This is a genomic window from Sphingomonas sp. CCH10-B3, from assembly GCF_001556185.1.
GTDB classification, from domain to species: domain Bacteria; phylum Pseudomonadota; class Alphaproteobacteria; order Sphingomonadales; family Sphingomonadaceae; genus Sphingomonas; species Sphingomonas aquatica.
Window position 1 is genome coordinate 37,833 of record NZ_LSIJ01000085.1, and the last position, 24,336, is coordinate 62,168.

Here is a 24,336-nt window from a genome sequence, read left to right on the forward strand (position 1 = left end):
AATTAACAGCGTAAACCACGACCAGATTTTACATAATCTTTATTATCGGACTGCGAGCGTAACGGCTCAGCGGCGCCTCAAGCTGCCCCAATCGCGGCCGGCGCTTCGATCAGCCATCGCCCGACGACCCGCTCGAAATCGACATACGGGATCCGATCTGGGTGAAACTCTAGCACGGCCGCCAGATCGGGCAAGTCGGCCAGAAACGCCTTATAGACGCGCTGCACGCGGTCGGCGCTCGGCAGCTCGCGACGCGACACGTTGGCGAGCCAATCACGCGCCTCGCGAAGTGCTCGAGTCGGGTCGCCCCCATGCTCGTGGATGTCCATGCCAGCCAGATCGGAGATGAAACGCTGGTAGCGGAACTGCTCCACGTCGAGGATCAGGATACGCTTGACCTTCTGATGTTGGCCACCGTAGCGCTTGGCGCCAAGGAACAGCCCGAGTTCGAGCGGCATGTTGAAGCGCGGCAGGTTGTTGACCGCGTCCAGCTCGGTGCGTGACAGGTCATGAATGCCGTAGCGGCACTGCTCGATCAGAGCGAAGATCTTGTCAATCCGAGTCTGGCCACCGTCATCCAGTTCGCGCGCCGAGCGCGGGCGAAAGCCGCAGACGAGAATGGCGAAGATCAGTGCGCGGAACGTCGGCGCGAACGCATCGTCGAAGGGGCAATTGATGAAGACGTCATCCGTCGACGTCTGAACGACCGGCAAACTACTTCTTCTTGGCCAGAACGCTCTTCACTGCCGCGGCGATACGCTGGTCGGAGACGGTCGCCTTCTTGGTTGCCACCGGCGCCAGAACGTAACGGCCCGTCGCTGCGCTGCGCCCGAGCACGCCTGGCTTGCTCCCCTTGGTGGTAATCGTATCGGACCGGGTCGCCATGACAGTAATATGCGCCTCCCCGTCTCGCCGCGCAAGCGGCGTCCATGGCACCGGCCCGACTAGCGCGATCGTTCCCGTCGCGACGTCGAAGCTGATTGCATCGGCAAAGGGTCGGAGCACCTCGCTTGGACTTGCTTAGGTGATCGGCAGGCTGACTTCGCCGACGGTCAGACCGCTCGTCACCAAGGTCAAGCACCGCCCTGTTTCTCGGATCGCGCACGACTCCCCCGCTGATCCCGTCCAGCGCCACCGAGCTGATCCGTAACAGCCTGATCTCGCCGCGCTGGATGGCTGAGATCACAGCGCTTCTTAAATCATAAGCAGGAGCCGCCGAGAGCGTACACTCGAGCGGCTTCTGGACTGGCAAGCAATTCCTGCCGGCGGGTCTCGCGACAGTAAGCCTAGCTCACGGGCAAGCTCAAGAGCGTCAAATTGCCATGCGACCCTGATCCAGCAGACTGAGGGTTGTCATGACCAGCGCGGATTTAGCTCTACGCCTTGCCTAGTGCGCGCATCGTATCGGGCAATAACGTGTACACCGCCTCGCGCCGGGCGCCTCGATTGTGGTGATCTACTCGCCAGCCCTCATAGTGGCGCCGGACCAGCCCTGCCCGGACCAGCTCGGACACCGCCCGGCTGACATTACACCGGCCGGAGCGGCGCACCCGCTCCAGCACCACTTGCTCCACTAGTCGTGACGCTGCGTCAGGGTCTCCTGGCAGCTGCTCCTGCCCTGCCAGTTCCACCCTCACCTGCTCGGCCAGCGCTGCCCGCTTATGATCGCGGGCTGCCATGGGAGCGAGGGAGTCGCACAACCAGTCGCGCAGCCGAACGGCCTGCCCCTGCCGGAGGACGTAGGGTCCTGCCTTGCCCCCCTGCCCTGCCGCGCGCGCGATCAGGTTCAAGACCATGAAGGCGTAGCGCGGCCGGGTCGACACCTGCGCGATAACATCGATGATCGACGGCAGACCCTCGGCTAAGGGCGTCTGGGACGAAATCCTCGGCGGGGCCACCGGGGATGCGGAGAACAAGTCACCTTGAATCATGGGAACAGGAGAAGCACGAAACGGGAATCGTGTGAATCCCTTCCGGTTCGGCCGGCGGCGTTTCTGTCGGCTGCGACACTTTGCCGCTGGGCAAAGTGTCACGATTGGCATTTCCAAACTATCTACTTGTGGGCGTCCACACTCCTGATCGGCCTACACGCAATCAGTACCCGTTTTCGCTCGACCGGAAGCCATTCGGCTGCGCGCGGTCCGCCGTTCTGTCGTGGAGCGGCAGCCCGAACTCTACGCCAAGCGCTAACTGTCGTCGGCCCTCTCGCCGGTGTCCGCGGCGTCCGGTTCCAACCGCCTCCACGACCATCCCGCTACCGCGAGCGCTCTGTCGATCCAAGTGGCAACGTGCCCTGGCTCGCCGCTGCAATACCAGGTGAGATAGTCTCCCTCCTCGCGCACCCAGGACACCACCTCGCCGGCCCGCCTGAAGCCGTAGGAGACGTCCATGCCATCTGGACCGGACCAACGAATGTTGGCGAGCGCACACCAGAGGTCGACAGCGCACGCGCCATCCGCTCTCACCCGTTCGCCGAGAACACGGTCGAGGATGATCTCGAATGCCTTGTAGGGTCGGTAAACACGGCTGCTGGGCTGACCCTGGAAGTCGTTGCGGCTGAAGAACGGGAAGGTTGCCTCCGTCGAGTTGATCCGCATCATCGCGGTCACGACACCTTACCATTGGCCGCCCCGTGTCGCACCGCTGATGATTCCAGCGGCTGACGCAAGCCGCTACGCGCTTCTGGGAACAGTCCCGGCATCCAGCGCCCCGCCAGCGTGGCAGGAAAGGCGATCTGCAGGGGCGCCCGGGAACTGTCGGCCGTCAGCACGCCGAGACTCGTCAGCGCGGAGGTAACCCGGCGCGCTTGGCGTTCGCCAGTGCCGACGATACTCTCTACCTCGCCGCGCGGGAGCTCGCCTCGGTACAGCGCTGCGTCAATTACCTGGATGGCCTTGGCCGGCAGCCTTCCCCCGTCCGTCTCTTCGGCCGCCCAGCGCCGGATGCGACTGCGCAGCTGGTCGGGCTCGACCAAGCCGGCCATGAAGTCGACTTGGTCGATGCAGGTCTTCAAGAAGAAGGTCGTGAAGCTCGCCAGCTCCTCCTCGCTTAGCGAGCCCCGCCTATCAAGGTCGTTGCGGCGGGGTAGGTCGCAGGCGGCAAGGTGCCGCTTATAGGCCTGCACGTTGCGGCCGAGGCCGCGCGCGATGGACCACACGCCGCCCGTGTCGAGCGCGTCGAGCAGCATGGCGTGCGACATGAGGCGGGCGACCCGCCCGTTGCCGTCGAGAAAAGGGTGAATCCAGGCGAACCGGTGATGCGCGGCCGCGAGAGATACGATGGCGTCCGTCGCGCCGCGCTTCTGATACGCCCAGGCGAAGTGCTCGAGAAAGCGCGGCACCGCCCCGGGGCTGATCGCAATGTGCTGCCCGACCCGGACATCGCGGGTCCGCAGGGCACCGGGCTCGACCAGAACGCGCTCGCCGCCCTCGACCGGCTCAATCCAGAGCATCGACTCGGGCAGATGCTCGCAGAAGCGTCGGTGAACCTCTTGCAGGCCCTCCACGCTCGTCGCCCGGCCCGCCAGCCCTCCCCCGTCGATCCAGCCCTGGACCGCGAAATGGGCGGTCGCCTCGAGCTGCAGGTCCCGCTTGGCCGGGTCAGCGCTGAAGTCGTTCTTCAGCGCCCGCTCGATGTCGACGGGGTGGGTATCATGCCCCTCGATCAGGTTGCTGTAGTAGCAGGTCACCGTTCGGACGAGACCGGCGAGCCCAGCCCGGAGTGCGGGCGGCAGACTGCTGCGGAAGGCGGCAGACTTGGCGGTCAGCTCGATCGCGAGGTCGACGGCGTCGCGGTACCGCGGCCCGCCCTCCCCCATTTTCATGGGCTGCACGGCGCCGCTGCCCTCGCCCCGGTCGGCGACCACCCCGAAGTCCGGTTCGTTGGCCATGTCCTGCAGCATCTGGATTACCTGCTTGCCTCGCTAAGGTCGTCCGATCTCCGCCATCCTTGGCCGCTACGATGTCCGCTTCGACGGCCGGCAAACCCAGATCATATGAGCAGGAACGAAGCTGATCCGCCCACCCGTAATCGCAACGCGATGTCTCACATGTCGAAGTCGTAATCGTGGTCGATCTCGATCTCCGGCTCCTTCACCAGCTCTCTGACCGGAACCGGCGCCTGCCGAACAGCCTCCGCCACCGGCTTGGCAGGCTCGCTGCCGATGGATCGGAGGGCGGCACTCATCGCCTCCAGTTGGCGGCGATCGCTCGCGCCAGGATCGTCTAGTCGGGGCAGCTCGCCCGTGGCCGGATCGAATCGCTCCCTACCGGACAACGAGAGCTCGGGTGCCACATCGCTCGCGTGCGGAACGTCACCGCGATGTGACTCGATCGCGTTGGCGAGCGCTTTCTTGTCGTCGGTGTGCAGCGACACGTCCTCGCGCGCGCGGGTCTGGAGCACGTAGTAGAGGCTCTCGCTGTTCAGCAGCCTGTCGCGGCTGTCCATCACCGTGATCGCGCGATCGACCGTCATCCCTTGCGCACGGTGCATGTTGATGACAGCGCCATGGCCAAGCCGCTCGCGCATCGGATCGTCGGGCCCGATCACATGATCCCGGTCACGGCCGGACAGGTGGAGCGTGTCGCCATCGATCGCGGTGAGCGTCATCGCAGCACCGTTCGCCATCCCGCGCTTCAGGTCGCTGGCCGTGAAGACCAAGCGGTCACCTTCGCGAACTTCGATCTCTCCGGGAACGGAGAGCGCGGCCCCCTCCCCTCCCGATCGGAGGCTTTTGGGATCGAAGAGCCTGGTTTGACCGTCACGGGCGAGCTCGAGCATGCCGCTCGCCCGATCGATCAAGCCAACCTCGTAGGATCCCGGCACAAGCCCTGACTGGTGGCGGTAGATGTCGAGCCGCATCCCCTCCGCCCAATGCCGGATCTGGCGCAGCTCCTCGCGGGTCAGGTTCAGCGTGTCCCAGCTGCGCAGGCTCAGGGCGTCCGCGCCCAGCTTTCCTCTAGCCAGCAGCTCGGCCCGAACCGTCTCCAGCACGGCTTCGCGCAGCACGTGCCCCGAAGTGAGCAAGGCGGTGCGGTCGCGTTCTTCGGGCGAAAGCTGCAGATATTCTACAACGGCCGCTCCTGCGGGATGAGCGTTCTCCTGGACCTTGTTCCCGAGCCGTTCGAAAGCAGCAGCGACCCTGCCCTCGCGTGCCAGGGAGGCGGCCTCACGGAGCACATCGGTCTGTTGGCGCCGGTTCTCGGTCAGCCGCACCGTCGGAGCCTCCGCCTCCTGCAGCAGCGCGAACGGCCGCCCGGCCTCTACGGCGGGTATCTGCTTCACGTCACCGACCAGCACCAGCTTGGCGGCCTCGCCGTTCCGGGCGACCTCGAACAACCCGGCAAGCTGACGCGAGGACACCATCGAGGCCTCCTCCAGCACCACGACCTTGCCCTTCATCAGCGCCGACAGCTGCTCGTTCGGCTTGGCCGGGCCGACCCGGCTAGCATGCTCCTTCAGCACGGATGCGAGCGAGCGCACCTCCAGCCCCCGTCCGGTCAGGTCATCCATCAACTTGTTCTGCGGGATCAGCACCAGCATCCCCGCCCCTACTTCCGCGCCAACCTCCCGTACGAGTTCGAAGAGGAACGACTTGCCGGTACCGGCATCGCCTTGGACGACCTGGATGCGGTTGGTGCCGGACAGCATGGCGTGTACCGCGACACGCTGTTCGCCGGACAGCGTGACCTCGCGCCGACTGGCCGCGCGGTCGAGTGCGGTGTCGACCGAAGCGGCCTCGAGGATGGGTGTCCCCTGCCCCACCCCGCCATGCGCGGCCGCAACCAGCGCCTTTTCCGTCGCCAGCATATCGCGGGTCGTGAGCCGGTCTGCGTGCAGGCTGCCGCGCGGACCGGCGATGAGCACACCTGCCTCGCGCAGCCGCTCGATGCGCTCCTCGATACCGCGCACCGTCGCGCCCTTCTCCGCCATATCGAGGCTGCTTTTCAGCAGGTTCGCGTAGGTGAAGCTCGCTTCGCGTTCGCCGAGGTGCCGAACACCGGCCGCGACCGCATAGCCGCTCGCCAGCTCGGCGCTCCGGCGCACCGCATCCGTGCCGTGAAGCAGCGGCTCGGGTCGTGGTCCGAAGGCATGCGTGATCCGCTCAAGCAAGGCGGCCCCCCAGGCACGCACGGCATCGAGTACGGACCGCGGCCGCTCGATTCCGCGCGCGGCGTCCACGACGGCGGAGATGGCAGCACCATGGACCTCGGCCTTCTCGGCCCACATGACGCGGGCAACCGTGGCATCGCCCGCCTGTTTGGCGTCGCGAGTACTGACCGCGATCGTCTCCATCGCCTTCGGGCCGGAAGCCCCAAGCTCAGCCGCCCGGCTAAGGATCTGTTCGCGCCGTGCGCTGAACGCATCGATGGCGGCACGCGGGATACCGCTGATCTCGAACTGACCGTGCTTGCCGGTGATCTCGATCCGATAGCCGAGCTGCTCCAACCGGGCACGGAAGTCGGCATGGAAGGCGGCGCCGATCGTGCTCGAATGCTTCCACAGCGCCGGATTGTGGAGGGCGACCCAGCGACCGTCACCCCGCTGTGCGGCATTCGCCACGACGACATGAGCGTGGGCCTGCGGGTCGAGCTTCCGGCTAAGGTCATGGTAGAAGATCGCGTACACCAAGCGACCGGGTTCGATCACCGCGCCGGCCTTGCCCGACCGCACCTCCCCGAACCGCTCCTCGGCCCACGCCATGGTGCTCCGGATCGCTTCCGCAAACGCTGGCATGACCCGCTCATCGCGGCCGATCATGGCGACCAGCGATACCGACTTCGGCGCGCTGAACGTCAGCTCGAACCCCGGCGCCCGCTCGCCATTGCCCCCTCTCGCAATAACGGCCCCGTTGGGCAGTTTGCCGTCCAGCACCTCGGCGAATTTTCCGGCATTCACGGTGCCGGACAGACCGAGTTCCTCGGCCCCTCCCCCGCCCCACTCGGAGGGCCCTTCCTGCTCCCCGGTGTAGTAGTTGTCGGCCGCATAATAGCCGGCGGCATCACCGCCGCCGGCGATCGAGTTGGGCCGGACGGTCACGGCGTCGTGCCGAGCAGAGGCGGAAAGGTGAGCCGGCACGGAAACGGCTTCTTCATGCGCTTCGCGTGGTCCACGCATTCGGCGTACCGGACCCGGTATGTATCATCGCCGAGAAGGCCTTTGGTCTCCGCCATCAGCTCGCCTTTCGTGCGCCCATCGCCTGCCAGGCTCCATGCCGCAGATGCCGAGTCACTCTCACCCAGAAGGCGGATGGAAAGCCAGCGCGTCGGCGCCGTATTCGCGAAAAGTAGGCAGATCAGAACAAGTCCGGCGATGCCAAGGGCGGCACCTGCGCCAAGCTTTGTACGCGTACCCGACTGACGCTTCTCGATGCGATCGAGCTGCTTCCCGAGGCTCTTCGCCTGCTCCTCGGCGGCTTTGGTGACATTGAGAACCGAGGCGGCCAGAGCGCCCTGCGCTTCCTTGAAGATGGTCGTAAATTCGGCCTGGAACTTGGCGATCATGTCGCGGAGATGTCCGGTCCCGCCGGTCTCCTTGATGGTCGTCTTGATCGCGTCGAAGCCTGCGTTCAACGCGCCGGGCAGATCCTTCGTTTGCTGGGCGATCAGGGCCGAGACGCGGCGCGTGATCTCGCCGATTTGAGCGGTCTGTTCCTCCATGCGATCGGCATGGCGGCGCTCACGTTGCTGACGCACCGACAGGGCCGCTTGTGCCTCCCTGTCGAACATGGTGGTGACCGCCTGTTCGACGAGATCACGGATGGGAATATTGCGCCGTTTGGATTCGGCATCCAGGCGGCTGTGGACCTCACTGGAGACGTCGATCCGCCTGCGGCCGGCATCGGTCATCGCCGCAGCATCCCGCGCGCTTCGGCCAGCATCCGGGTTGCCAGGTCGGTCCGGCGCTGCCGCATCTCAGCCAGCCCTTTCTTGCTCTCCGGGCCACGCCCGACCTGCACTTCCGCGACGACTTCCAGGCCGGCACGAACCTTGGTGAGCTGGTCGAGCAGGATCTCGTCGAGCGGCAGCAGCTCGTCCTCGAGTGAGCGCACCAGCGTGTCCGCCACCCAGGCGCTGCGCGTCTTGCCGACCTGGCCCGCGCGGCGCTCGATGCCGGCAAGCTGGTCGGGTTGCAGGTACACCGTGATCGGTACGCGCGCCATGCGGACCCCCTTCTACCCCGGAAGGGAGTGTGCATTGCGCATAACGGGCGCGCAAGGAGGAAGTGCAGAGCAGCGCCAGAAGAAACGCTGCAAATCCGTGCTCTAGATGCTCTGTGGACCACCATGGACCAGACGGTCCGAGCACAGCATCTGCGTCGGACCATGCCGCTCAAACGACGCGAATCTGCCCTTTTTCGCACCCCGTCAGGGTGCATCGGGTGTGCCCCTACCCTTACTGCTCAGTAAGCTGGCCGCCGTAGATGATGTGGTTCTTTCGGGCGCATCCCCGGATTCCGGCGGAGCACACGGGCCGGCGCATGAGCCGGCCAGCCGACTCAGTCTTGCCCCGCCTGACGCAGGCTTGCCCGTAAGGCTTCGAGCGCCTCCTCGCTCAGCGTTTCAGGCGTCAGCACCAGCCGGTCCCGCATGGCACGGCGCGTCAGCCGTATGAGGAAGGCCAGTTCCGGCGCCTCGAACGGGTCGTTTACCGCCAGCTCGCGCGACCGCTCGCCGTCGGTGATCGTGAGATGGAAGATGCGGGCTTCCAGTGCCGGCCAGGCCGGATCGGGTCGCGTGAAGAAGTCGATCGCGTCGGCATGGGCGAGGAGGTTGGACCAGTCCTCCGGAGCGATCTCATCGAGCGTGCGACCCTCCTCATGGTAGAGGGTTCCATGCGGGGTGAACCATCCCGAAATCCCAAGCGTGATGACGTCCGTCATGGGTCGGTTCCCTCCCCGTTGTCGGTCGGGCGCTGATGCTTGTGCCGGTCGTGTTCAGCACCGCTCGGAGCGTCAGGATGGCGCGGCATTGCGGCGGCCCCCGGATCGTTCCAAACCGTGTCGAACGCATGCTGAAGGCGAGCTGCAACAAGGGTGCATCCAGCCCGGTCGAGCAACGCCAACGCCAGGCGCATCAGCGCCAATGCCGTCCTGACATCGTGGTGTTCGACGTCGCTCATCGGCGGGCGTGATCCGGGTTAACGACGGGCCGATGGACATTGCCAGAGCCATCCTGTTCCGCAATCGGTCTGAGCTCGAGATGCGGCATCAGGTTGCGTCGGATCTGGTCGTCGGTGCCGGGGCCGTACCAGCCGGCGCAGCGGTCCTCTTCCGAGAACCGGTGCCACGCCATGAACGCGACATCCTCACTGATGGCGATGCCGTCGGCAGCCAGGACAGCCACGATCCGAAGTACGTCATCACGGTAGTCGACGCGCATCCGCTGCTCCCATTCGAGCGGCTTCAGAACCGCCTGGTAGCGTAGCCGTTCGTGCCCGGATCGATCGGTCATTCGCCCTCTCGCGTGCCGCTTATTCCTGAGGGGATCCCGAGCCGCTCACGCTGCTCGTCGCGGGTCGCGTAGCGGTCGGACCTGATACCTACAATTTCCGTCCGCGAGCCATGTCCAGCGGTCACGAGAGCGGCCCGGATCAGCTCGCCGACGTCATGCGAGCCGGCCTGCGCTTCAAGGCTGGCAAGCATGGGGTAAGGCAGGTCCAACATGACCCGGATCATCCAATCTCCCGCCTCGGTGCGGGTCGGGTAGCCGCCGTGTCCTGGCTCGCTCCAGTCGGTGCCGGCGAGGAGCAACCGCAGGTCCGTCGAAGGGTCGGCCGACGCATAGGGCGGGGTCTCACGGGAGGGCAAAGGCGTTAGTTTGAAGTCGCTCAGGTCGATGGTCATGGCGGGTCTCCGTTCAGGGTTTCCAGTTTATGCAAATCGGGCAGATCGGCTCCTCAGAGTCCGTAGGTGCACGGCGTCGAGAAGGTCGGCGCCAGCGCATCACGCCGGGACCAGAAGGTGGATTGGCCGTTGGGCGTTAGCGTGGTCGGGGGCACCGCGATCTCGACCATGGGACCGCGGATCTGGACTACCGTGCCGCAGTTGGTGACGGTTCCGATCGCGAGGTCGCGTCGGAAGGCTTCGTGCCGGTTCTGCTCGGCCTCTCGGTCGGCGACGTAGCTGTCCTGGGTGCGTTGGAACCATGCCGCAGAGCGGATCTGGTCGGGGCGGCAGGCATAGACGGCGGTGCGGGTCGGGACCATCGACACGCGGCTCATTAGCCGGCTGCCCAGGTCGCCTTTCGTCGCCACCTCGGTCGTGTCGAATGTGATCGCGACGAAGCCTCCGAGGACCTGGTCCGGTCCACGCGAGCACACGGCCGACATGCCGGACCAGAAGTGCTTGAACTCGCCCCGGGGCGGCAGCCTGCGGCCGAGCGCGCGATCGCGGAAGGTGCGTGCTGCGTCCCCCTCCTCCGGCTCGAGCCGACCGCCCTTGGCGCTACACTCCTGAGCGAAGGCATCGCGGGCGCGCTCGGCTGTCGCCGAGCCGTTGGTGGTAATCTTCTCGGAGAAGAAGGAGTAGCCGATGATCTCGTCAGCGTCGTCGAGCAGCGGGAAGACCTGCGGCGACGGGCGGGTCCGAAGCGACCCGCTGGTCTTCACGTCGGTATCGCCGCCGATGGTGGTGAGAAAGTCAGCGACACCGAGTGATTGCTGCGCCATGGCCGGAACGCCCGCCAGAGCCGCTGTGAGCGCCGCTACGGCTCGAAACGTACCCTGCCCTGCCATGACCGCCTCCCCGTCGTCTGGAGGCGTTCTCCGGCCCGTGAGCCGGGTGTTAGCAACCCTGCATAGCACAAGGCGCCGCCACCTTTAGGCGGAGCCCTGGACATGCGTGACGGCCACCCGGCCAACACCTAATTGCTGACCGGCTGCTATGTCTTGAGGTTGCTACGCCTCACCGCCGGGACTGACCGGGCGGCGAACGGACGCTATCACGTCGGGAGCGCCGAGCAAATGCGAAGCGTGGTGTCTCGCCCTGCCCGATAGGCAGCGGCGCACGGTTCGGATCAGCTGCGCCAGCTCCGGTGCTTCGAACGGCTCCGGGACGGTCAGCACCCGTGAGTGGTCGGCATGCACGAGACGTATGCTGTACGTGCGCGCGTCAGGGCGGACAGGCGCAGTCCCATTCGGAACCGGGCGGGTGAAGAAGTCACTCGCCTCGGCCGCGGTGAGCAGCTCGGCGACCAGTGTCGGGTCGAGATCGGCGAAGTGGCGAACTCGCTCGCCAGCCCGGCCGGGAAAGTGCGCGATCCCGCCGGAGATCGTAATGCCGACCAGATCTCCAACCGTTTCCGGCTTAGAGCCGGTCACGCAGGCGCCCTGCCCTGCCTGGCGGCACGCCGCTCACGAGCACGACGGCGTCGTTCCTCGTCGCGCGCGACCTGAGCGGCGTCGATCACCGGTGCTTCGACAAGGCGAAATCCTTCCGCTCGCCGTGCAGCTTCCCTTCGTCGAGCTCGCTCTGCCTGAACCTCGAATCTCAGATCGGAGCGGGTGACCACGTAATCCAACTCGTGCTCATGCTGCCTGATCAGCGCGGCCAGCGCATGGACGGTCACCTCGTGGCCCACGGCCGCATCTAAAGCTTGTAGCCAGCGAGGTGACGCGTAGCGGTGACGTTGGACCCAAACATCGCGGCCGAGTTCCAGGCCTACTACCAGCGCCCATGCAACCGCATAGAGGCGGCTCGCTACCACAGGCGTCGTTCCGGTCACCTTGTCGACGACGGTGAGCGCGATCAGCCCGGCCCAGAAGGTTAGGATGCTGACCACCGGACACGGGTAGGTCCGGCTGACCTCCAGGCGAGCGACGAAGCGATCCAGCACCGGTATGGAAGCTTCCCTGTCCGCCGATGCACACTTCTCAGCAATTCGGTCGTCTTCCATCGGATCGCGCTCGCAAAAAGCTAGACGCGTGATATACGCTTTACGTATACTAGGCAAATGGTAGATGCCTGGTATGCGTTCTCCTGCTTCGTCTGACCTGCATTGTCGCATCGTGCACCTGCTCACAAAGGCACGCCGTGATGCCAAGCTGCGGCAGGTCGATCTCGCTGGGCGGCTAAGTTGGCAACAGGCCTACGTGTCGCGGTACGAAACCGGCGAGCGCCTGCTTGGCGTTGACGAGTATGTTGCCGTGGCATTGGCTATCGGGGTCGATCCGGTCATGTTGTTGAAGCAAGCTCTCGAGATTTCAGTTGGTAAGAGGGTTGACGAGCGACCAACTGAATAGCCGGCATCCGCTTGGTAGGTCGTGCCGGTGCGATCGACGAGGAGCGAGGCATGGACATGGTTCGTCGCAGACGCCGACATTACCCCATCCGTCCTTCGTCACCGCGTTACTGCACTGACTGGGGCCTGGATCGATCGAGCAAGTCGCTGCCCGGTCCTGACGATTTACGCTAGCGCACGGCACTGTGGACGCAATGCGACGCTAGAGCCTGCCTTTCTGAATCTCCAAAATTCAAAGAAAAGTATCTCGCGGGGTTAGAGGGTTCAATGAGAGGTTAAGAGGTTAGGGGTGCCGCTGTAACTGCTCAAGTCAGCGACTTTCCACGATTCGCTTTCGAAGGTGCGTTCCCGGAGTATCGTTGCGGCGTTCCTGAAGGATCGATGCTCGCGTTCCCGATGTATCGCCTCGCCGTTCCGGGAGTGTCGATTAGCGTTCCCGGAGTATCGATGATCGACGGACGGGTGGAAAATGAGCACTCTCATTGAATCAGTTTGCGATGGCGTTGCGCCGGCGACGTTCAAATTGTCCGAATCTGCGGTGCGCCACGAGGCCGTAGGAAGGATCTGTCACTCGCCACGCGATACATCCGGAACGCCATCGTCCTTGCGGATAATCTCGATGCCCGTGGTACGCGGCTTTTGCGGGACCAGTCTGCTGCAATGGACGTCGACCTCTTGCCGCTCTTCGGATCCCTCCACGACGCGGCAACAGCTCTCGCTCACCAGGGTCGGTTCGGCGCCCTGCAAATCCAGGCTGTAGCGGAAACCACCGTACATTTCGGACTCCGGGAACTATCGATCCCCGAAGGTCTCTAGCATGGGTGCCAGTCGTAGCAGGCGGAGTCCGCTTTTCGCCTCCAGATCGCCGACGCGGCCACGGATGACGGCGTGAAAGTTCGCGCAGGCTCCGCCAAGCGCCCCGCGTGATCAGAGCCATCGCCACGGATGACGGTCCACCGCCATGCGCCACCTGATGCAGCGGCGCGAAGCCGGATGTGCTACCCGGCCGCGTAGTGTTGGCGAGCGCGGGCATTGCCCGGACCTTTTCAACAATCGTCGTCCAGTTGTAGCTCCGTGCCGCGTCTGCCAAAGGATCGCGTTGCTGCTCGATGTTCGGACACAGAACCCCGCGCTGGCGACGCCGTCCTATTCGGTGGCCACGAATCGCAGGTGATCTCTCTACCGCAGCGTATGCCGATTCTTAGCATCAAAGCGCCGCACGTAGCCGATGAAGGCGTTCTGATAGCTCACCGGGGTCCGGCCTGCGTCCGCCTCTATCCAGGTGCGGAAGTCAGCGTGGAGTGTCTGATAGTCCCAGCCGGGGCATTCGGCGCGCAGCGTTGCCAGAGTCGCGTCGGTGATCTCGCCGAAGGTGGCGCGGCCCGACAGGCTCTTCACGCTGCGGCGGATCAGGGCGGCGGCATCGACGCCGGGCTCGGCCGTCGGCTCAAGAGCGGGATCGGGCTTCGGGGCGGGGGAGGGTGCCTTGCCAGTCTTCGCTGCCTTGGCTGACGGCGCCGCCTTCGTCTCGCCTTCGCTTCGCCGGCGCATCCGCAACGCGGGTTCGCGCTTGCCATCGGGCTGCTCTATCGTCAGCGCATAGCCGGGCAGTTCGTCGCGCTCGGCGATCTTGGCGATCTCGAACTTGAAGCGGCGATACTGGCCCTCGGCGCCCGACTTCTCGAACAGCGTCGGCATCGAGATGGCGAAGCCCGCCTCGCCGGCGCCGCCCGCATGCTTGCGCGCGACCTTGTACAGCCAGCGCTCGCGCCCGCCGGTGATGTCGAAATAGGCGCGGTCGATCGACAGCACGCCGCCGGTCATCATCACGCCTTCCCAGAACCAGTTCGACAATTCGATTGTCATGCCACGCGAGCGCTCGGTCTTCTCGTCCACCAGCTGCGTCCAGCCGTCGAGCCAGCTGAACGTCGCCTCGCGGCGGTTCTCGGCACGGATATTTGTCTTGACCGTGGTCGACACCAGCCGGTCGAGCGCCTGGCCGAGCAGCTCATAGGCGCGACCCGTCGGCTGCCGCCCAATCGCGCGCAGCAGGTCGTAGGGCATCAGGTGGAGCTTGCGCGGCACGTCGTTAACGCCGCGGCGCGCCATGTCGGCGAGCATCGAGGCACAGTAGATCAGGATGTCCGCGTCCCAGATCGTCGCCATGCCGTAGTCGGGATTGGCCGAGACGTGGACCCACAGCTTGCCGTCCGGTGATCGGTAGTCGATCGGCTTCACACGCTTCGACTTTGCGAGGCTGAAGAAAGGCCGCTCCATCATTTCGCGCTGGTCGCGCAGCGGCAAGTCGGCAAGATAGGGGAGGAACAGCTCGAACTGCTCGGACACGGCCTCCCGGCGCGCGCGGGTCATGCGATGTTTCCCCGGGGAAACATCGACCAGCGGTTTACAAAACCGATGCTCCGCCCCTGCATGTTTCCCCGGGGAAACATCAGCGCTGGAGTCCTTTCCCGGTCGCCTCGAGGTGGGCCAGTGCATCGCGCAAGGCGGTCATCAACTCGTCCGTGTCTGCGCCAGAGCCCGCGTGGAGGCGGATCGTCACGCCTTGCCGGTTAGCCGACTGTACCGTCAGTGCGGTGCGCCCGTACTTGGTGGCGTAGCGGTACGGCTCCGGCCTTTCGTCACCGGACAACGCCTTTGGCGCGTCGAGCAGCCGCCGCAGCACGTCCGTGGCGGGGGAGGGGGGGGCGCCCGCCTCGCGACGTGCCGCCTGTTCCTTGGCGACCTGCCGCGCCATGGCGGTGATCGCCTTGGCCATGTCCTTGTCGTCTAGCGCCTGGGCGAGTGTATAGGCCGGCTTCAGCTGCACGTCGCCCGGCGAGGCGAAGGCGGCAATCACCGCGTCAGGGATCGTGGCGACCTTCAGCATCTTGGACAGCCAGCCCTTGGACAGCTTCAGCCGTTCGGCCATCCGCGTCTGGTGGTTGCCGTAATGCGCCTTCAGCGCGTCGAGATAGTTGCGGGCCCGCTCCAGGTCGGACACGTCGGCCCGCGCGCGGTTTTCCAGATCCGCCAGCCGGAAAGCCGCCTCATCATCCAGCTGCGCGACCTGCGCCACGAACTGCATGTCGGGATAGCTGTGCGAACGCAGCCAGCTGATCGACCAATGCCGCCGCGTGCCGGCGATCACCTCGAAATCGTGATCCGGATCGCCGTCGACGCGCCGCACCACCGCCGGCACCTTCTGTCCGCCCTCGGCGACGATCGAGTCGATCAGCTCGCGGCAATTCTCCTCCGAGAGGTGCGCGTAAGTGCGAGCGTTGCCCGGCCAGATGCGCACGCGCGCGGGATCGAGCAGCAGTTGGGTGACCTGCCGCACCTCGCCGCTCGCCACACGCGCCAGCGCGGACTCGCGACCGAGCAGCGTGGTCGTGCGCGCGCGTTCCGGGGGAGCCTCGCGCGCCGGGGCAGGGAAGGGGGCATTGCCTTGTTCGGACGCGTCATCTGCGAGCAGCGCCGCCAGATAGTCCGATTGCTTACGCGCCATGCCGCACCTCCCGTGCAGAACGTAAGTAGAACATGGCGTTGTAGGAAAGGTCAGGCCGCGGCATGGATCACCGCCTCCTCGCTGGCCGGTTCGACACGCCCCCAGCTTTGGCGCACGAGCTGCTCCACCTGCCGCAGCGCCTCGTCCAGATTGGCGCGGCTGCGCTTGTGCGTCTTGGGCGTGCCGATCGGCTTTTCCAGCTCGTAGACGGTCATCATCCGCATCGCCGCATGGCTGATCTCGGCCGATTCGAGGATCGGCACCGGGAGCAGGGCAGGGCCGAAGCTCTGCTCCATGATCGCGCGCACCATTGCGTGGCTGGGATCGTTGCCATCGAACTTGGAGCAGATCAGCCGGACGAACTGGTAGTCGACCTCGATGCCGGCGCCCGTCAGCTGGTGCAGCACCTGATCCATCATCGACAGGAATTGCACGGTGGAGCAGAAATCCGGCGTGGTGGCCGCCAGCGGCACCAGCAGCGCGTTCGCCGCCTGCATCACTGCCAGGCTAATCGTGCCGAGGGCAGGGGGCGGATCGAGCAGAACGATGTCATAGTCGCGCGCGAGGTCGGACAAACCGCGCTTCAGCTTGCGAAACCGCGCCGCCAGCACTGATCCGCCATCGCTGCCCGCTGCCGCCAGCTCATATTCAACGTCGAACAGTTCGAGATTGGACGGGATCAGGTCCACGTTCGGCCACGGCGTCCGCTTTACCGCGTAGAGCAGGTCCGCCTGGGTTGGGTCAATCGAGAGATACGGGTAGAGCGTCTCTTCCCGCGTAATGTTGAAGTGTGGGTTGAAGCCGAACAGGGTCGTCGTCGTCGCCTGGCTGTCGCAATCGACCACCAGCACGCGATAGCCCTGCACCGCGAAATAATGGGCTAGGTGCGTGGTGACGGTCGACTTGCCAACGCCGCCCTTGAAGTTCTGCACCGCGATGATCGCCGGCACGTCGAGCGGGGCGCGGGCAGGGGACGCGCCCAGCACCTCGCGCATCCGCAGCATTTCCTCGACCGTGTAGCCCAGCCGGCGCCCGCTCTCGGAGGCGGGGGCAGGGGGCAATCTCCCGTCATCTTCCGCCATGCGGATGCGGTTGGTAGAGCAGCCGAGCAGCTGTGCCGCCTCGGCGATGCCGAAGCGAACGTTGAGCCCCTTGCGGCTCTCGGGCAGAAACGCTTTGCGCCGGAGGCGTTCGATCATCCGCTCGCCAGCCTCGGCGAGGTCGCCGATCTGCGTCAGCACTGCACCATCATGTGCCAAGACAAAGCCCCTTGAACCTTTTCAGCAACGAACTTGCCAGATTTCATTCAGGGCGGCAAGAAGGCGGGCGAAGGGGACACAATGCCGATCCTGCACTGGCTGACACGCGACCGCGACGTGAAGGCGGCGGATGCCGTACCGTACCGCCTGCTGGAGCGCGACGCGGCGCTTTCCGCCGGCGCGCCCGGCAGCGGCAACATGCTGATCCAAGGCGACAATCTGGAGGCGCTCAAGAGCCTGCTGCCCAATTATCGCGGACAGGTGAAGTGCATCTACATCGACCCGCCTTACAATACGCGGTCGGCTGTTTCTGTCCATTATGACGACACGTTAGAGCACAGTCAGTGGCTGGCGATGATCTATCCGCGGCTTGAACTACTCCAAGAACTGCTCGCTGAGGATGGAAGCATCTGGGTGTCAATTGACGATCATGAGGGGCATTACCTCAAGATCGTGATGGACGAGGTGTTTGGACGCGGATCTTTCATTGCAAGCCCTGTTTGGCAAAAGCGTTACTCGCGTGAAAACCGAGAGGCGATCGGCGACGTTCACGAGTATCTGCTCGCTTATTCGCCATCACCTGAGCGCTTCAAAGCGCAACGCAACAAGCTGCCGCTTGATGAGGATCAGGCCAAGATCTATCGCAATCCTGACAACGCCAAAGAAGCAGACCCGAGTAGGCGTTGGCGTGGGCTTCCGATGACTGCGCAGGGCTACCGCCCAAACCAGATGTACGAGATTGTCGCCCCGAATGGTCGACGGCATACACCTCCCGAAGGTCGCTGCTGGTCGATGATTCGACCCGAGTTCGAAAAGCTAGTTGAGGCGAAGCGGATTTACTGGGGCAAGGACGGGAACGCACAGCCGAGCGTCATCCGTTTTCTTTCTGAGGTCGAAGGATTGGTGCCTTGGACATGGTGGCCACATGGCGAGGTCGGCCATACTGACGAGAGCAAGAAAGAGGCGAACGCGTTGTTTGGCGCCGACGTAAGTTTCGGCACGCCCAAGCCCGAACGCCTGCTGCAACGCATCCTCCACATTGCCACCAACCCCGGCGACCTCGTCCTCGACTCCTTCCTCGGCTCCGGCACCACGGCGGCGGTCGCGCACAAGATGGGGCGGCGCTGGATCGGGATCGAGATGGGCGACCATGCCGTCACTCATTGCGCGCCGCGGCTGAACAAGGTTATCGCGGGTGAGGGCGGCGGCATCAGCCGGGCGGTCGACTGGCAGGGCGGGGGCGGGTTCGACTTCTACCGGCTCGGCCCTGCGGTGTTCGACGCCGATGGCACGATCGCCGCCGGCATCGCCTTCGCCCCGCTCGCCGCGCACGTCTGGTTCGCGGAGACCGGGACGCCATTCGCCGGAGCGGCCGCCACGCCGTTCCTGGGCCACCATGACGGGCAGGGGGTCGCGCTGCTCTACAATGGCATTCTCGGTGACAAGCGTCCGGCGGGCGGCAACGTGCTGACACGCGCGACGCTGGCGCTGATCCGGGAGGGGGCAGAGGGCTTCACCGGCCCGGTCACCATCTATGGCGAGGCGAGCCGGCTGTCGCCCGCGACGCTCACCGCCGAGCGCGTCATCTTCAAGCAGACGCCCTACGACGTGAAGGCCCGCTGATGCAGCTCAAGACCTATCAGCAGGCGACCCTCGACACGCTGCGTCGCTTTTTCGAAGCGGCACAGGCGCACGGGCCCAAGGCCGCGTATGAGGCGATCACGACCGAGCCGGACCAGGCCAGGCGGCTGCGCGGCTATGGCGGGCGCTACACGCCCCTGCTCGGGCAGGAGGGGATGCCCTATGTCTGCCTGCGCCTGCCCACCGGCGGCGGCAAGACGCTGCTCGCCGCGCACAGCGTCGCGGTCGCGCGCGATGCGTGGATCGGGCGCGACTATCCGCCGGTGCTGTGGCTGGTGCCGACCACGACGATCCGCCGGCAGACCGTGGACGCGCTGAACAACCCGCGCCATCACTATCGTAAGGCGCTGGCTGCCGCCTTCGGTGAGCCGGTGCGCGTGTTCGACATCGCCGATTTCACCCGGCTGACCGCGGCCGACCTGTCGCGGCACCTGTGCGTGTTCGTCGCCACCATCCAGACGCTGCGCGTGGAGAACACAGAGGGGCGCAAGGTCTATGCGCACCACGAGGCGCTGGAGCCGTTGTTCGCGAACGTGCCGAAGCGGATCTCGGGGCTGGAGCCGCTCGGTGCCGAGGTGGCAAAGCGGGTAGGGGGCCACCCGGACGACATACGCTATTCCTTCGCCAACCTGCTCCACCTCCATCGCCCGCTGATGATCGTGGATGAGGCGCACAAGGCGGTGACCGGCCTGTCGCGCGAGATGCAGGCGCGCGTGAACCCGTCCGCCATCATCGAGTTCACCGCGACCCCGCATCCCAAGAGCAACATCCTCCACGCCGTTAGCGCCGCGGAGCTGAAGGCGGAGCAGATGATCAAGCTGCCCGTCCGCCTGGATGAGCACCAGACCTGGGAGGGTGCGGTGACCGGCGCGATCGCGCGCCGCGCCGAGCTGGCGGAGAAGGCGGGCCGCGATCGCGACGGATACATCCGCCCGCTGGTGCTGTTCCAGGCCGAGGACAAGGGCCGCGAGGTGACCGTCGACGTGCTGCTGGAGCACCTCCGGTCCGTCCACCACATCCCCGCCGACAAGATCGCGGTCGCGACCGGCGACCAGCGCGGTCTCGACGGCATCGACCTGTTCTCGCCCGACTGCCCGATCGACTACATCATCACCGTCGAGGCGCTGAAGGAGGGCTGGGACTGTTCCTTCGCCTACGTCTTCTGTTCGGTCGCCAACATTCGCAGCGCGACCGATGCGGAGCAGCTGCTCGGCCGCGTGCTGCGCATGCCCTATGCGAGGAGGCGCAAGGCGCCCGCGCTGAACAAGGCCTATGCGCACCTCGTGTCCAAGTCATTCGCGGAGGCCGCGACGGCCCTCAAGGACCGGCTGGTCGACATGGGCTTCGAGGAGCAGGAGGCGGAAGCGTCGATCGAAGCGGCGCCGACGTTGGGAGAGGGGCTGTTCGGCGCGCGCGCGCGTCCGCTGCCGTCCGCGCGGATCGAGGTTGCGGCGGATGCGGGCACTTTGGCGGCGGTGAGGGCCGCCGCGCCCGATCGGCTCAGCGTCGAGGATGGCGCGATCCGGATCACCGGCTTCCTGCGCGAGGCGGAGAAGGCGGCGGTCTATGCCGCGCTCCCCGCGCCCGCCGCCGCCCATGTGCGCGAACAGGTCGCCGCCTATGAGGCCGAGCACGCGCATGAAGCGGCGCCCGCCGAGCTTGGGCAGACGTTTGTCGTGCCCCGCCTGATGGCGCAGATGCAGGGCGAGCTGGTGTTCGCCGATACGGACCGCCTGTCCGAGTATTTCGACTGGTCGCTCGCCGAGGCCGGTCACCAGCTTACCCGCGACCAGTTCGACGTGGCCGAAACCGCCGACGCCTTTCAGATCGACCTCGACGGTGATCGGCTCACCGTGGCGCACAGCGACGTCAGCGACCAGTTGCTGCTCGACGTGCCGGTCGAGGGCTGGACGGAGAGCGGGCTCGTCGCGCTGTTGGCAAAGGCGGTGCGACAGGATGACGTGCGCCCCGCCGAGTTGCTGGCGTGGCTGGCCGATGTGGTCGGTTTTCTGGTCCGCGATCGCCATCTGCCGCTCGCCGCGCTGATGCGCTGCCGCTTCATGCTCGCGCGGCGCCTGCGCGATCGCATCGCCGCCGTTCGCCAGGCCGCGCGTGAGCGGGCGTATCAGAGCTGCCTCTTCGGCCCCGACGCTGCGCCGACCGTCTCGGTCGAGCACGGCTTCCGCTTCGCTGACGGCATGTTTGATGGCGTGCCCGCCTATCGGGGCAGCTATCGCTTCACCAAGCACTTCCTGCCCGCGGTACCTGTTTTCGACAGCGGCGAGGACGGCGAGGAGCTCAGCGCCGCCAAGCAGCTCGACGCGGTGCCGGAGGTGGACGTCTGGGTCCGCAACGTCGCGAGCCATCCCGCCGCCTTCTGGCTGCCGCTGGCGACGGGCCGCACCTACCCCGACTTCGTGGCGCGGCTGACGGACGGCCGCCTCCTGGTCGTCGAGTATAAGGGCGGCCATCTCGTCCGCGACGCAGCCGAAAAGCGCCTCGCCGGTGAGCTGTGGGAGCGAAGCGGCGGCGGCCTGTACGTCTTCGCCGAGCGGGAGCGGGACGGGATGAACGTACGCGATCAGATCCGTCGTGCGATCGGCCGTGGGTGATTGGCGGTCGTTTGGCAAAGGGCAGGGTTGGGTAGGAAAACGGACGGGGCGGCTTGGACAGACGGGAACGCCTTCATTCACCATTCACGCCGGCACTCACGGCAGCTACCAGCTCCCACACCCCTCATCGAAGCGCATGTTGGCTCATCCCGGCCAGACATTCTGACGCGGGTTTCTGACGCCTGCAGCAGGACAGACAAATTAAGCGACTCTCAATCTTTTGTTGAAATGTACGCCGCAAAGACGTACATGTGCGTGAAGGTTGGATGAGGTGTGCCATGCTTGGCTTTCAGGATCAGGTCGGCGCCGTTGAGGAGCGCAGCAGCGAGCGGATGAACTTCCGTACCAAGCCGCGCATCAAGCAGGCGATTCAGCAGGCTGCCGCTCTTTCCGGTGTGGACGATTCCGTCTTCACGATGAACGCGGCCTATCGCTCTGCGATGGAGACGATCGCGGCGCACGAACGCACCACCCTGCAGCCGGTCGATCATGCGCGCTTCTTTGCGGCGCTCGACACGCCGCCGGCACCCACCGAGCGACTTCGGGCAGCATTCGCGCGGCATCGTGAGACGATCGTCAGCAGGTGACGGCGACAGAGGACGCAAAGCTCTTCACCATCGAACCGCTCGATCCTGCCAAGCACGATCGAGCGGCCTTTTCCTGTGGCATCACGCAGGTCGACAACTTCTTCCGCCGGACCGCGAACAAGCTCGCCAAGGCGGATAACGTCCGCACCTTCGTGATGGTCGGTGCCGAGGGCGAGCTGATCGGCTTCTATGCCACCAACGCCCATGCGATCGACTATACCGAGTTACCCGATCGGTTCGCCCGCAACCGCCCTGCGCATGGCAGTATCCCGGCCGCCTACATTTCGATGATCGGCGTCGACAGCCGCTTTCAAGGGCAAGGCTATGGCGGCGATCTGTTGGTCGATTGTCTCAAGCGCCTGGCCTTGGCGGCCGAAGCGTTGGGGATCGCCGTCGTCATGCTGGACGTGTTCGACTGCGGCGATGCCGAGAAGGTGGCGAAACGCATCGCGCTCTATACCGGCTATGGCTTTGAGCCGCTGCCCTCCAACGGCTTGCGGTTGTTCCTGCCGATCGCGACGGTTCGGACTCTTACGCAAGCGGATGCGTAGGCTGAGAATTGCTGACGCGTAACTTGCCCAGTTCAAAGCCCCATGCTGCGCGGTCCTAATCAAGCATTTGATCTTTCAGCGTCAGAAGGGCGAGCACATCATTCCCAAAGCCTTTGACGCACTCCTCGGTCAGCTCAAACCTATCGGCGCCCCGGCGATCGAACCATGCGTCCGCCCCGATGATCGTCGGCCGCGACCGATCAATCTTTCCATACAGCACGTCCATCGCGTCTGACTCAGGATCGAGATCATCACGGGGAAACCAGTGATCCGGAATGCCGCCATTGCGTCGAAACCATCGGCGTCCGTTCTGACCGTGGCAAACGATCATACAGGGCCAAGGACTATGGTCGATAAACCTTTGCGCCGTCGCCAACCGGCTGGTGGAAAAGGCAGCCGCCAGAGCGTCGATTGCTTCGAATGACGGCCGCCGGTGAGCGGCAGCAAGCGGTCGAAACAGATAGGCCGGCATCAACAGGTCGGCGGCATAATTATCAGCTTGCCGCTCAATGCCGGCACCGCCCTGGCTGACACTTCCGATCTCACTCGCCCTGCAGACCGACGACCGGCCGCGATGATGCTGCCAGTGGCCCAACTCGTGCGCGATCGAGAAGCGACGGCGACGCGGATCGCCATCGCCTTTCACAGTGATGATCGCCTGATTGCGAAAGCCGATGATCCTGGCTTCACAGCTCTCCAGAATGCCGTTGCGCACCTTGGCACCCATCGTCCAAGCGATCGCCTCGATATCGATCTCATCCGGACTGGTGACGCCGAGGGACTGCAAAAGCTTTTCGGCTTGACCAAGCCCCTTCAAATCGGATTGCCGTCTTCGTCGATGGCACCAAGCTCTCGCAAATCGGCGAGTATATCATCCATCTCTTTCTCGGTAATGCCTTCGCCGTTGCGTGCGGCCATCGTCAGCCGGCTTTTCAGCTTGCTGTCATCGTTGGCGAACCAGGCAAGGACGGCCGCTCGATCCCTGAGAGGAAGCTGATGGACTTGCCCTCGGCCCGTTCCGGCTGCGCGATCGATCTCTGCTCGCGCAGCCTGAAGGCGCGACTTTCCAGATCGGGCGGTTGCGGTCGAGATTATCGCGCGGATACGGTCGGCTTCATCCTCGACATTCAGTCCTTCGGCCTCGACCTCCGCCAGTAATTCCGCGTCCGACATAGCCATGATGTCTGCGACCAGTTCATCCGCCAGCCGATCGATCGGAGGGGTAGGGCGCCCCGCGCCGCTCACGATGACCATCCATTGGGAAAAGCCGCATCTATCTTGCGGCGGACACGGCGTCGGATAGTGGCATACGCCGTCATATCGACACCGATCATGGTCATGATCTCCTCCTTCGGAAGGTCGTCCAGATACGCCCACAGGAACAGGGTTGCTTCCTCATCATCGGCAAACAAGGTTTCCAGCGCATTTCGCCGAGCCGACGCATCTTCCCGTGAAAGCGCCAGTTCCTCGACATCGGGTTTCGTTTCTACCGGCTCATGCAGTAACCGGCCTTCGGCATCAGTGGCATCAGCCGATACCAGTTCGGGTTCGACCTTCTGTTGCCTAGCGGACGCGCGGCTGCGCATGACGCCAATCAGGAATGCCACCATTCCCATCCTGCGCGGGCAATTCCGAACACCCTCGATCGTCTGACATACAGCTTCGTTGAGCAGGTCGTCGGCTTCACACCCTGCGGCAAACGCATATTGTCGTCCCGCCTTCCTCAGTCTGAGAAGGTCGACCGAGGTCAGGCGTTCGATCGCCTGCCGCGCTTCCGCAAGATCAAGGGTCGGTTCGCTCACTCAACTCCGCCGCTTCCTGACGGAGTAGGCTGATTTTCAGCGCGGCTCAGACACAACACGAAAAAATCGTGTCAGGATGTCCGAGAGCACCCGCCGTTTCAGCCTACCCCCTTTGATAGTCAATGAAGACGATCGGGAGCG

26 protein-coding genes are annotated in these 24,336 nt (G+C 65.0%); 5 read left to right on the forward strand and 21 right to left on the reverse strand.

All coding sequences use genetic code 11. The features are described 5' to 3' along the window. Positions 1-77: 77 nt before the first annotated feature. The 14 genes from AX672_RS13885 to AX672_RS13955 form a co-directional block, all read right to left on the reverse strand. Positions 78-713, reverse strand: a complete 636-nt coding sequence (locus AX672_RS13885) for a hypothetical protein (RefSeq protein ID WP_066490197.1) — start codon at positions 711-713, stop codon at positions 78-80. A 1-nt stretch (position 714) separates the two neighbouring features. Beyond that, entirely contained in the window at positions 715-1,005 is a 291-nt protein-coding gene (locus AX672_RS13890) for a hypothetical protein (RefSeq protein ID WP_066490195.1), read from the reverse strand. Positions 1,006-2,186: 1,181 nt separating this feature from the next. Beyond that, positions 2,187-2,609, reverse strand: coding sequence for a hypothetical protein (locus tag AX672_RS13900; protein WP_020486653.1), 423 nt, complete (start codon positions 2,607-2,609; stop codon positions 2,187-2,189). Next, the gene (locus tag AX672_RS13905) at positions 2,606-3,901 is read right to left on the reverse strand and encodes a Fic family protein (RefSeq protein ID WP_231731361.1); all 1,296 of its coding nucleotides are present in this window, start codon (positions 3,899-3,901) and stop codon (positions 2,606-2,608) included. Before AX672_RS13905 ends, AX672_RS13900 begins: the two co-directional genes overlap by 4 nt. Before the next feature lie 143 nt (positions 3,902-4,044). Further along, positions 4,045-7,038: a MobF family relaxase gene (mobF, locus tag AX672_RS13910; protein WP_066652217.1), complete on the reverse strand. Its 2,994-nt coding sequence runs from the start codon at positions 7,036-7,038 to the stop codon at positions 4,045-4,047. Beyond that, a complete protein-coding gene (locus tag AX672_RS13915) occupies positions 7,035-7,847 on the reverse strand; it encodes a hypothetical protein (protein WP_017980687.1) in 813 nt (270 codons plus the stop codon). Before AX672_RS13915 ends, mobF begins: the two co-directional genes overlap by 4 nt. Then, positions 7,844-8,161, reverse strand: coding sequence for a hypothetical protein (locus tag AX672_RS13920; protein ID WP_017980688.1), 318 nt, complete (start codon positions 8,159-8,161; stop codon positions 7,844-7,846). The genes AX672_RS13915 and AX672_RS13920 overlap by 4 nt, the downstream gene beginning before the upstream one ends. A 335-nt stretch (positions 8,162-8,496) precedes the next feature. Then, positions 8,497-8,880 carry a hypothetical protein gene (locus tag AX672_RS13925; protein ID WP_066486878.1) on the reverse strand — a complete coding sequence of 128 codons (384 nt, stop codon included), beginning with the start codon at positions 8,878-8,880 and terminating at the stop codon, positions 8,497-8,499. Further along, positions 8,877-9,119: a hypothetical protein gene (locus AX672_RS13930; RefSeq protein ID WP_066652219.1), complete on the reverse strand. Its 243-nt coding sequence runs from the start codon at positions 9,117-9,119 to the stop codon at positions 8,877-8,879. The genes AX672_RS13925 and AX672_RS13930 overlap by 4 nt, the downstream gene beginning before the upstream one ends. Further along, entirely contained in the window at positions 9,116-9,451 is a 336-nt protein-coding gene (locus tag AX672_RS13935; protein WP_017980691.1) for a hypothetical protein, read from the reverse strand. The genes AX672_RS13930 and AX672_RS13935 overlap by 4 nt, the downstream gene beginning before the upstream one ends. Beyond that, the gene (locus AX672_RS13940; protein ID WP_017980692.1) at positions 9,448-9,843 is read right to left on the reverse strand and encodes a hypothetical protein; all 396 of its coding nucleotides are present in this window, start codon (positions 9,841-9,843) and stop codon (positions 9,448-9,450) included. Before AX672_RS13940 ends, AX672_RS13935 begins: the two co-directional genes overlap by 4 nt. Before the next feature lie 53 nt (positions 9,844-9,896). Further along, positions 9,897-10,667, reverse strand: a complete 771-nt coding sequence (locus AX672_RS13945) for a hypothetical protein (RefSeq protein WP_066486882.1) — start codon at positions 10,665-10,667, stop codon at positions 9,897-9,899. Positions 10,668-10,895: 228 nt separating this feature from the next. Beyond that, a complete protein-coding gene (locus tag AX672_RS13950) occupies positions 10,896-11,318 on the reverse strand; it encodes a protealysin inhibitor emfourin (RefSeq protein ID WP_017980694.1) in 423 nt (140 codons plus the stop codon). After that, entirely contained in the window at positions 11,315-11,893 is a 579-nt protein-coding gene (locus AX672_RS13955) for a hypothetical protein (RefSeq protein WP_066652223.1), read from the reverse strand. Before AX672_RS13955 ends, AX672_RS13950 begins: the two co-directional genes overlap by 4 nt. A gap of 64 nt (positions 11,894-11,957) precedes the next feature. On the opposite strand from AX672_RS13955, the gene AX672_RS13960 reads away from it, so the two are divergent. Further along, the gene (locus AX672_RS13960; protein WP_066652225.1) at positions 11,958-12,239 is read left to right on the forward strand and encodes a helix-turn-helix domain-containing protein; all 282 of its coding nucleotides are present in this window, start codon (positions 11,958-11,960) and stop codon (positions 12,237-12,239) included. A gap of 566 nt (positions 12,240-12,805) precedes the next feature. On the opposite strand, the gene AX672_RS13965 is transcribed toward AX672_RS13960, so the two are convergent. The 4 genes from AX672_RS13965 to AX672_RS13980 form a co-directional block, all read right to left on the reverse strand. Beyond that, the gene (locus AX672_RS13965; protein WP_066652227.1) at positions 12,806-13,015 is read right to left on the reverse strand and encodes a hypothetical protein; all 210 of its coding nucleotides are present in this window, start codon (positions 13,013-13,015) and stop codon (positions 12,806-12,808) included. Between the two features lie 402 nt (positions 13,016-13,417). Further along, on the reverse strand, positions 13,418-14,608 hold the full coding sequence (locus tag AX672_RS13970) for a replication initiator protein A (protein ID WP_017980698.1): 1,191 nt from the start codon (positions 14,606-14,608) through the stop codon (positions 13,418-13,420). Positions 14,609-14,687: 79 nt separating this feature from the next. After that, the gene (locus tag AX672_RS13975; protein ID WP_066652229.1) at positions 14,688-15,743 is read right to left on the reverse strand and encodes a ParB/RepB/Spo0J family partition protein; all 1,056 of its coding nucleotides are present in this window, start codon (positions 15,741-15,743) and stop codon (positions 14,688-14,690) included. Between the two features lie 50 nt (positions 15,744-15,793). Next, the gene (locus AX672_RS13980; RefSeq protein WP_066487632.1) at positions 15,794-16,942 is read right to left on the reverse strand and encodes an AAA family ATPase; all 1,149 of its coding nucleotides are present in this window, start codon (positions 16,940-16,942) and stop codon (positions 15,794-15,796) included. Between the two features lie 141 nt (positions 16,943-17,083). Between AX672_RS13980 and AX672_RS13985 the strand changes: the two genes are divergently transcribed. From AX672_RS13985 to AX672_RS14000, 4 genes are all read left to right on the forward strand, one after another. Further along, on the forward strand, positions 17,084-18,625 hold the full coding sequence (locus AX672_RS13985) for a site-specific DNA-methyltransferase (RefSeq protein WP_066652254.1): 1,542 nt from the start codon (positions 17,084-17,086) through the stop codon (positions 18,623-18,625). Continuing rightward, a complete protein-coding gene (locus AX672_RS13990) occupies positions 18,625-21,255 on the forward strand; it encodes a DEAD/DEAH box helicase family protein (protein ID WP_066652231.1) in 2,631 nt (876 codons plus the stop codon). The genes AX672_RS13985 and AX672_RS13990 overlap by 1 nt, the downstream gene beginning before the upstream one ends. 278 nt (positions 21,256-21,533) lie before the next feature. Next, complete coding sequence (locus AX672_RS13995; protein WP_066652233.1) at positions 21,534-21,842, forward strand: type II toxin-antitoxin system TacA family antitoxin; 309 nt, start codon at positions 21,534-21,536, stop codon at positions 21,840-21,842. Further along, complete coding sequence (locus AX672_RS14000) at positions 21,839-22,393, forward strand: GNAT family N-acetyltransferase (protein WP_010409162.1); 555 nt, start codon at positions 21,839-21,841, stop codon at positions 22,391-22,393. Before AX672_RS13995 ends, AX672_RS14000 begins: the two co-directional genes overlap by 4 nt. A gap of 55 nt (positions 22,394-22,448) precedes the next feature. Here the strand turns inward: AX672_RS14000 and AX672_RS14005 are convergent, their stop codons facing one another. Genes AX672_RS14005 through AX672_RS14015 form a run of 3 tightly spaced genes read right to left on the reverse strand, consistent with a single transcriptional unit; the run spans position 22,449 to position 24,195 of the window. Next, positions 22,449-23,210, reverse strand: coding sequence for an ImmA/IrrE family metallo-endopeptidase (locus tag AX672_RS14005; RefSeq protein ID WP_010409164.1), 762 nt, complete (start codon positions 23,208-23,210; stop codon positions 22,449-22,451). Continuing rightward, on the reverse strand, positions 23,207-23,638 hold the full coding sequence (locus AX672_RS14010) for a hypothetical protein (RefSeq protein WP_202189340.1): 432 nt from the start codon (positions 23,636-23,638) through the stop codon (positions 23,207-23,209). The genes AX672_RS14005 and AX672_RS14010 overlap by 4 nt, the downstream gene beginning before the upstream one ends. Further along, on the reverse strand, positions 23,635-24,195 hold the full coding sequence (locus tag AX672_RS14015; protein WP_168727486.1) for a hypothetical protein: 561 nt from the start codon (positions 24,193-24,195) through the stop codon (positions 23,635-23,637). The genes AX672_RS14010 and AX672_RS14015 overlap by 4 nt, the downstream gene beginning before the upstream one ends. Between the last annotated feature and the right edge of the window lie 141 nt (positions 24,196-24,336).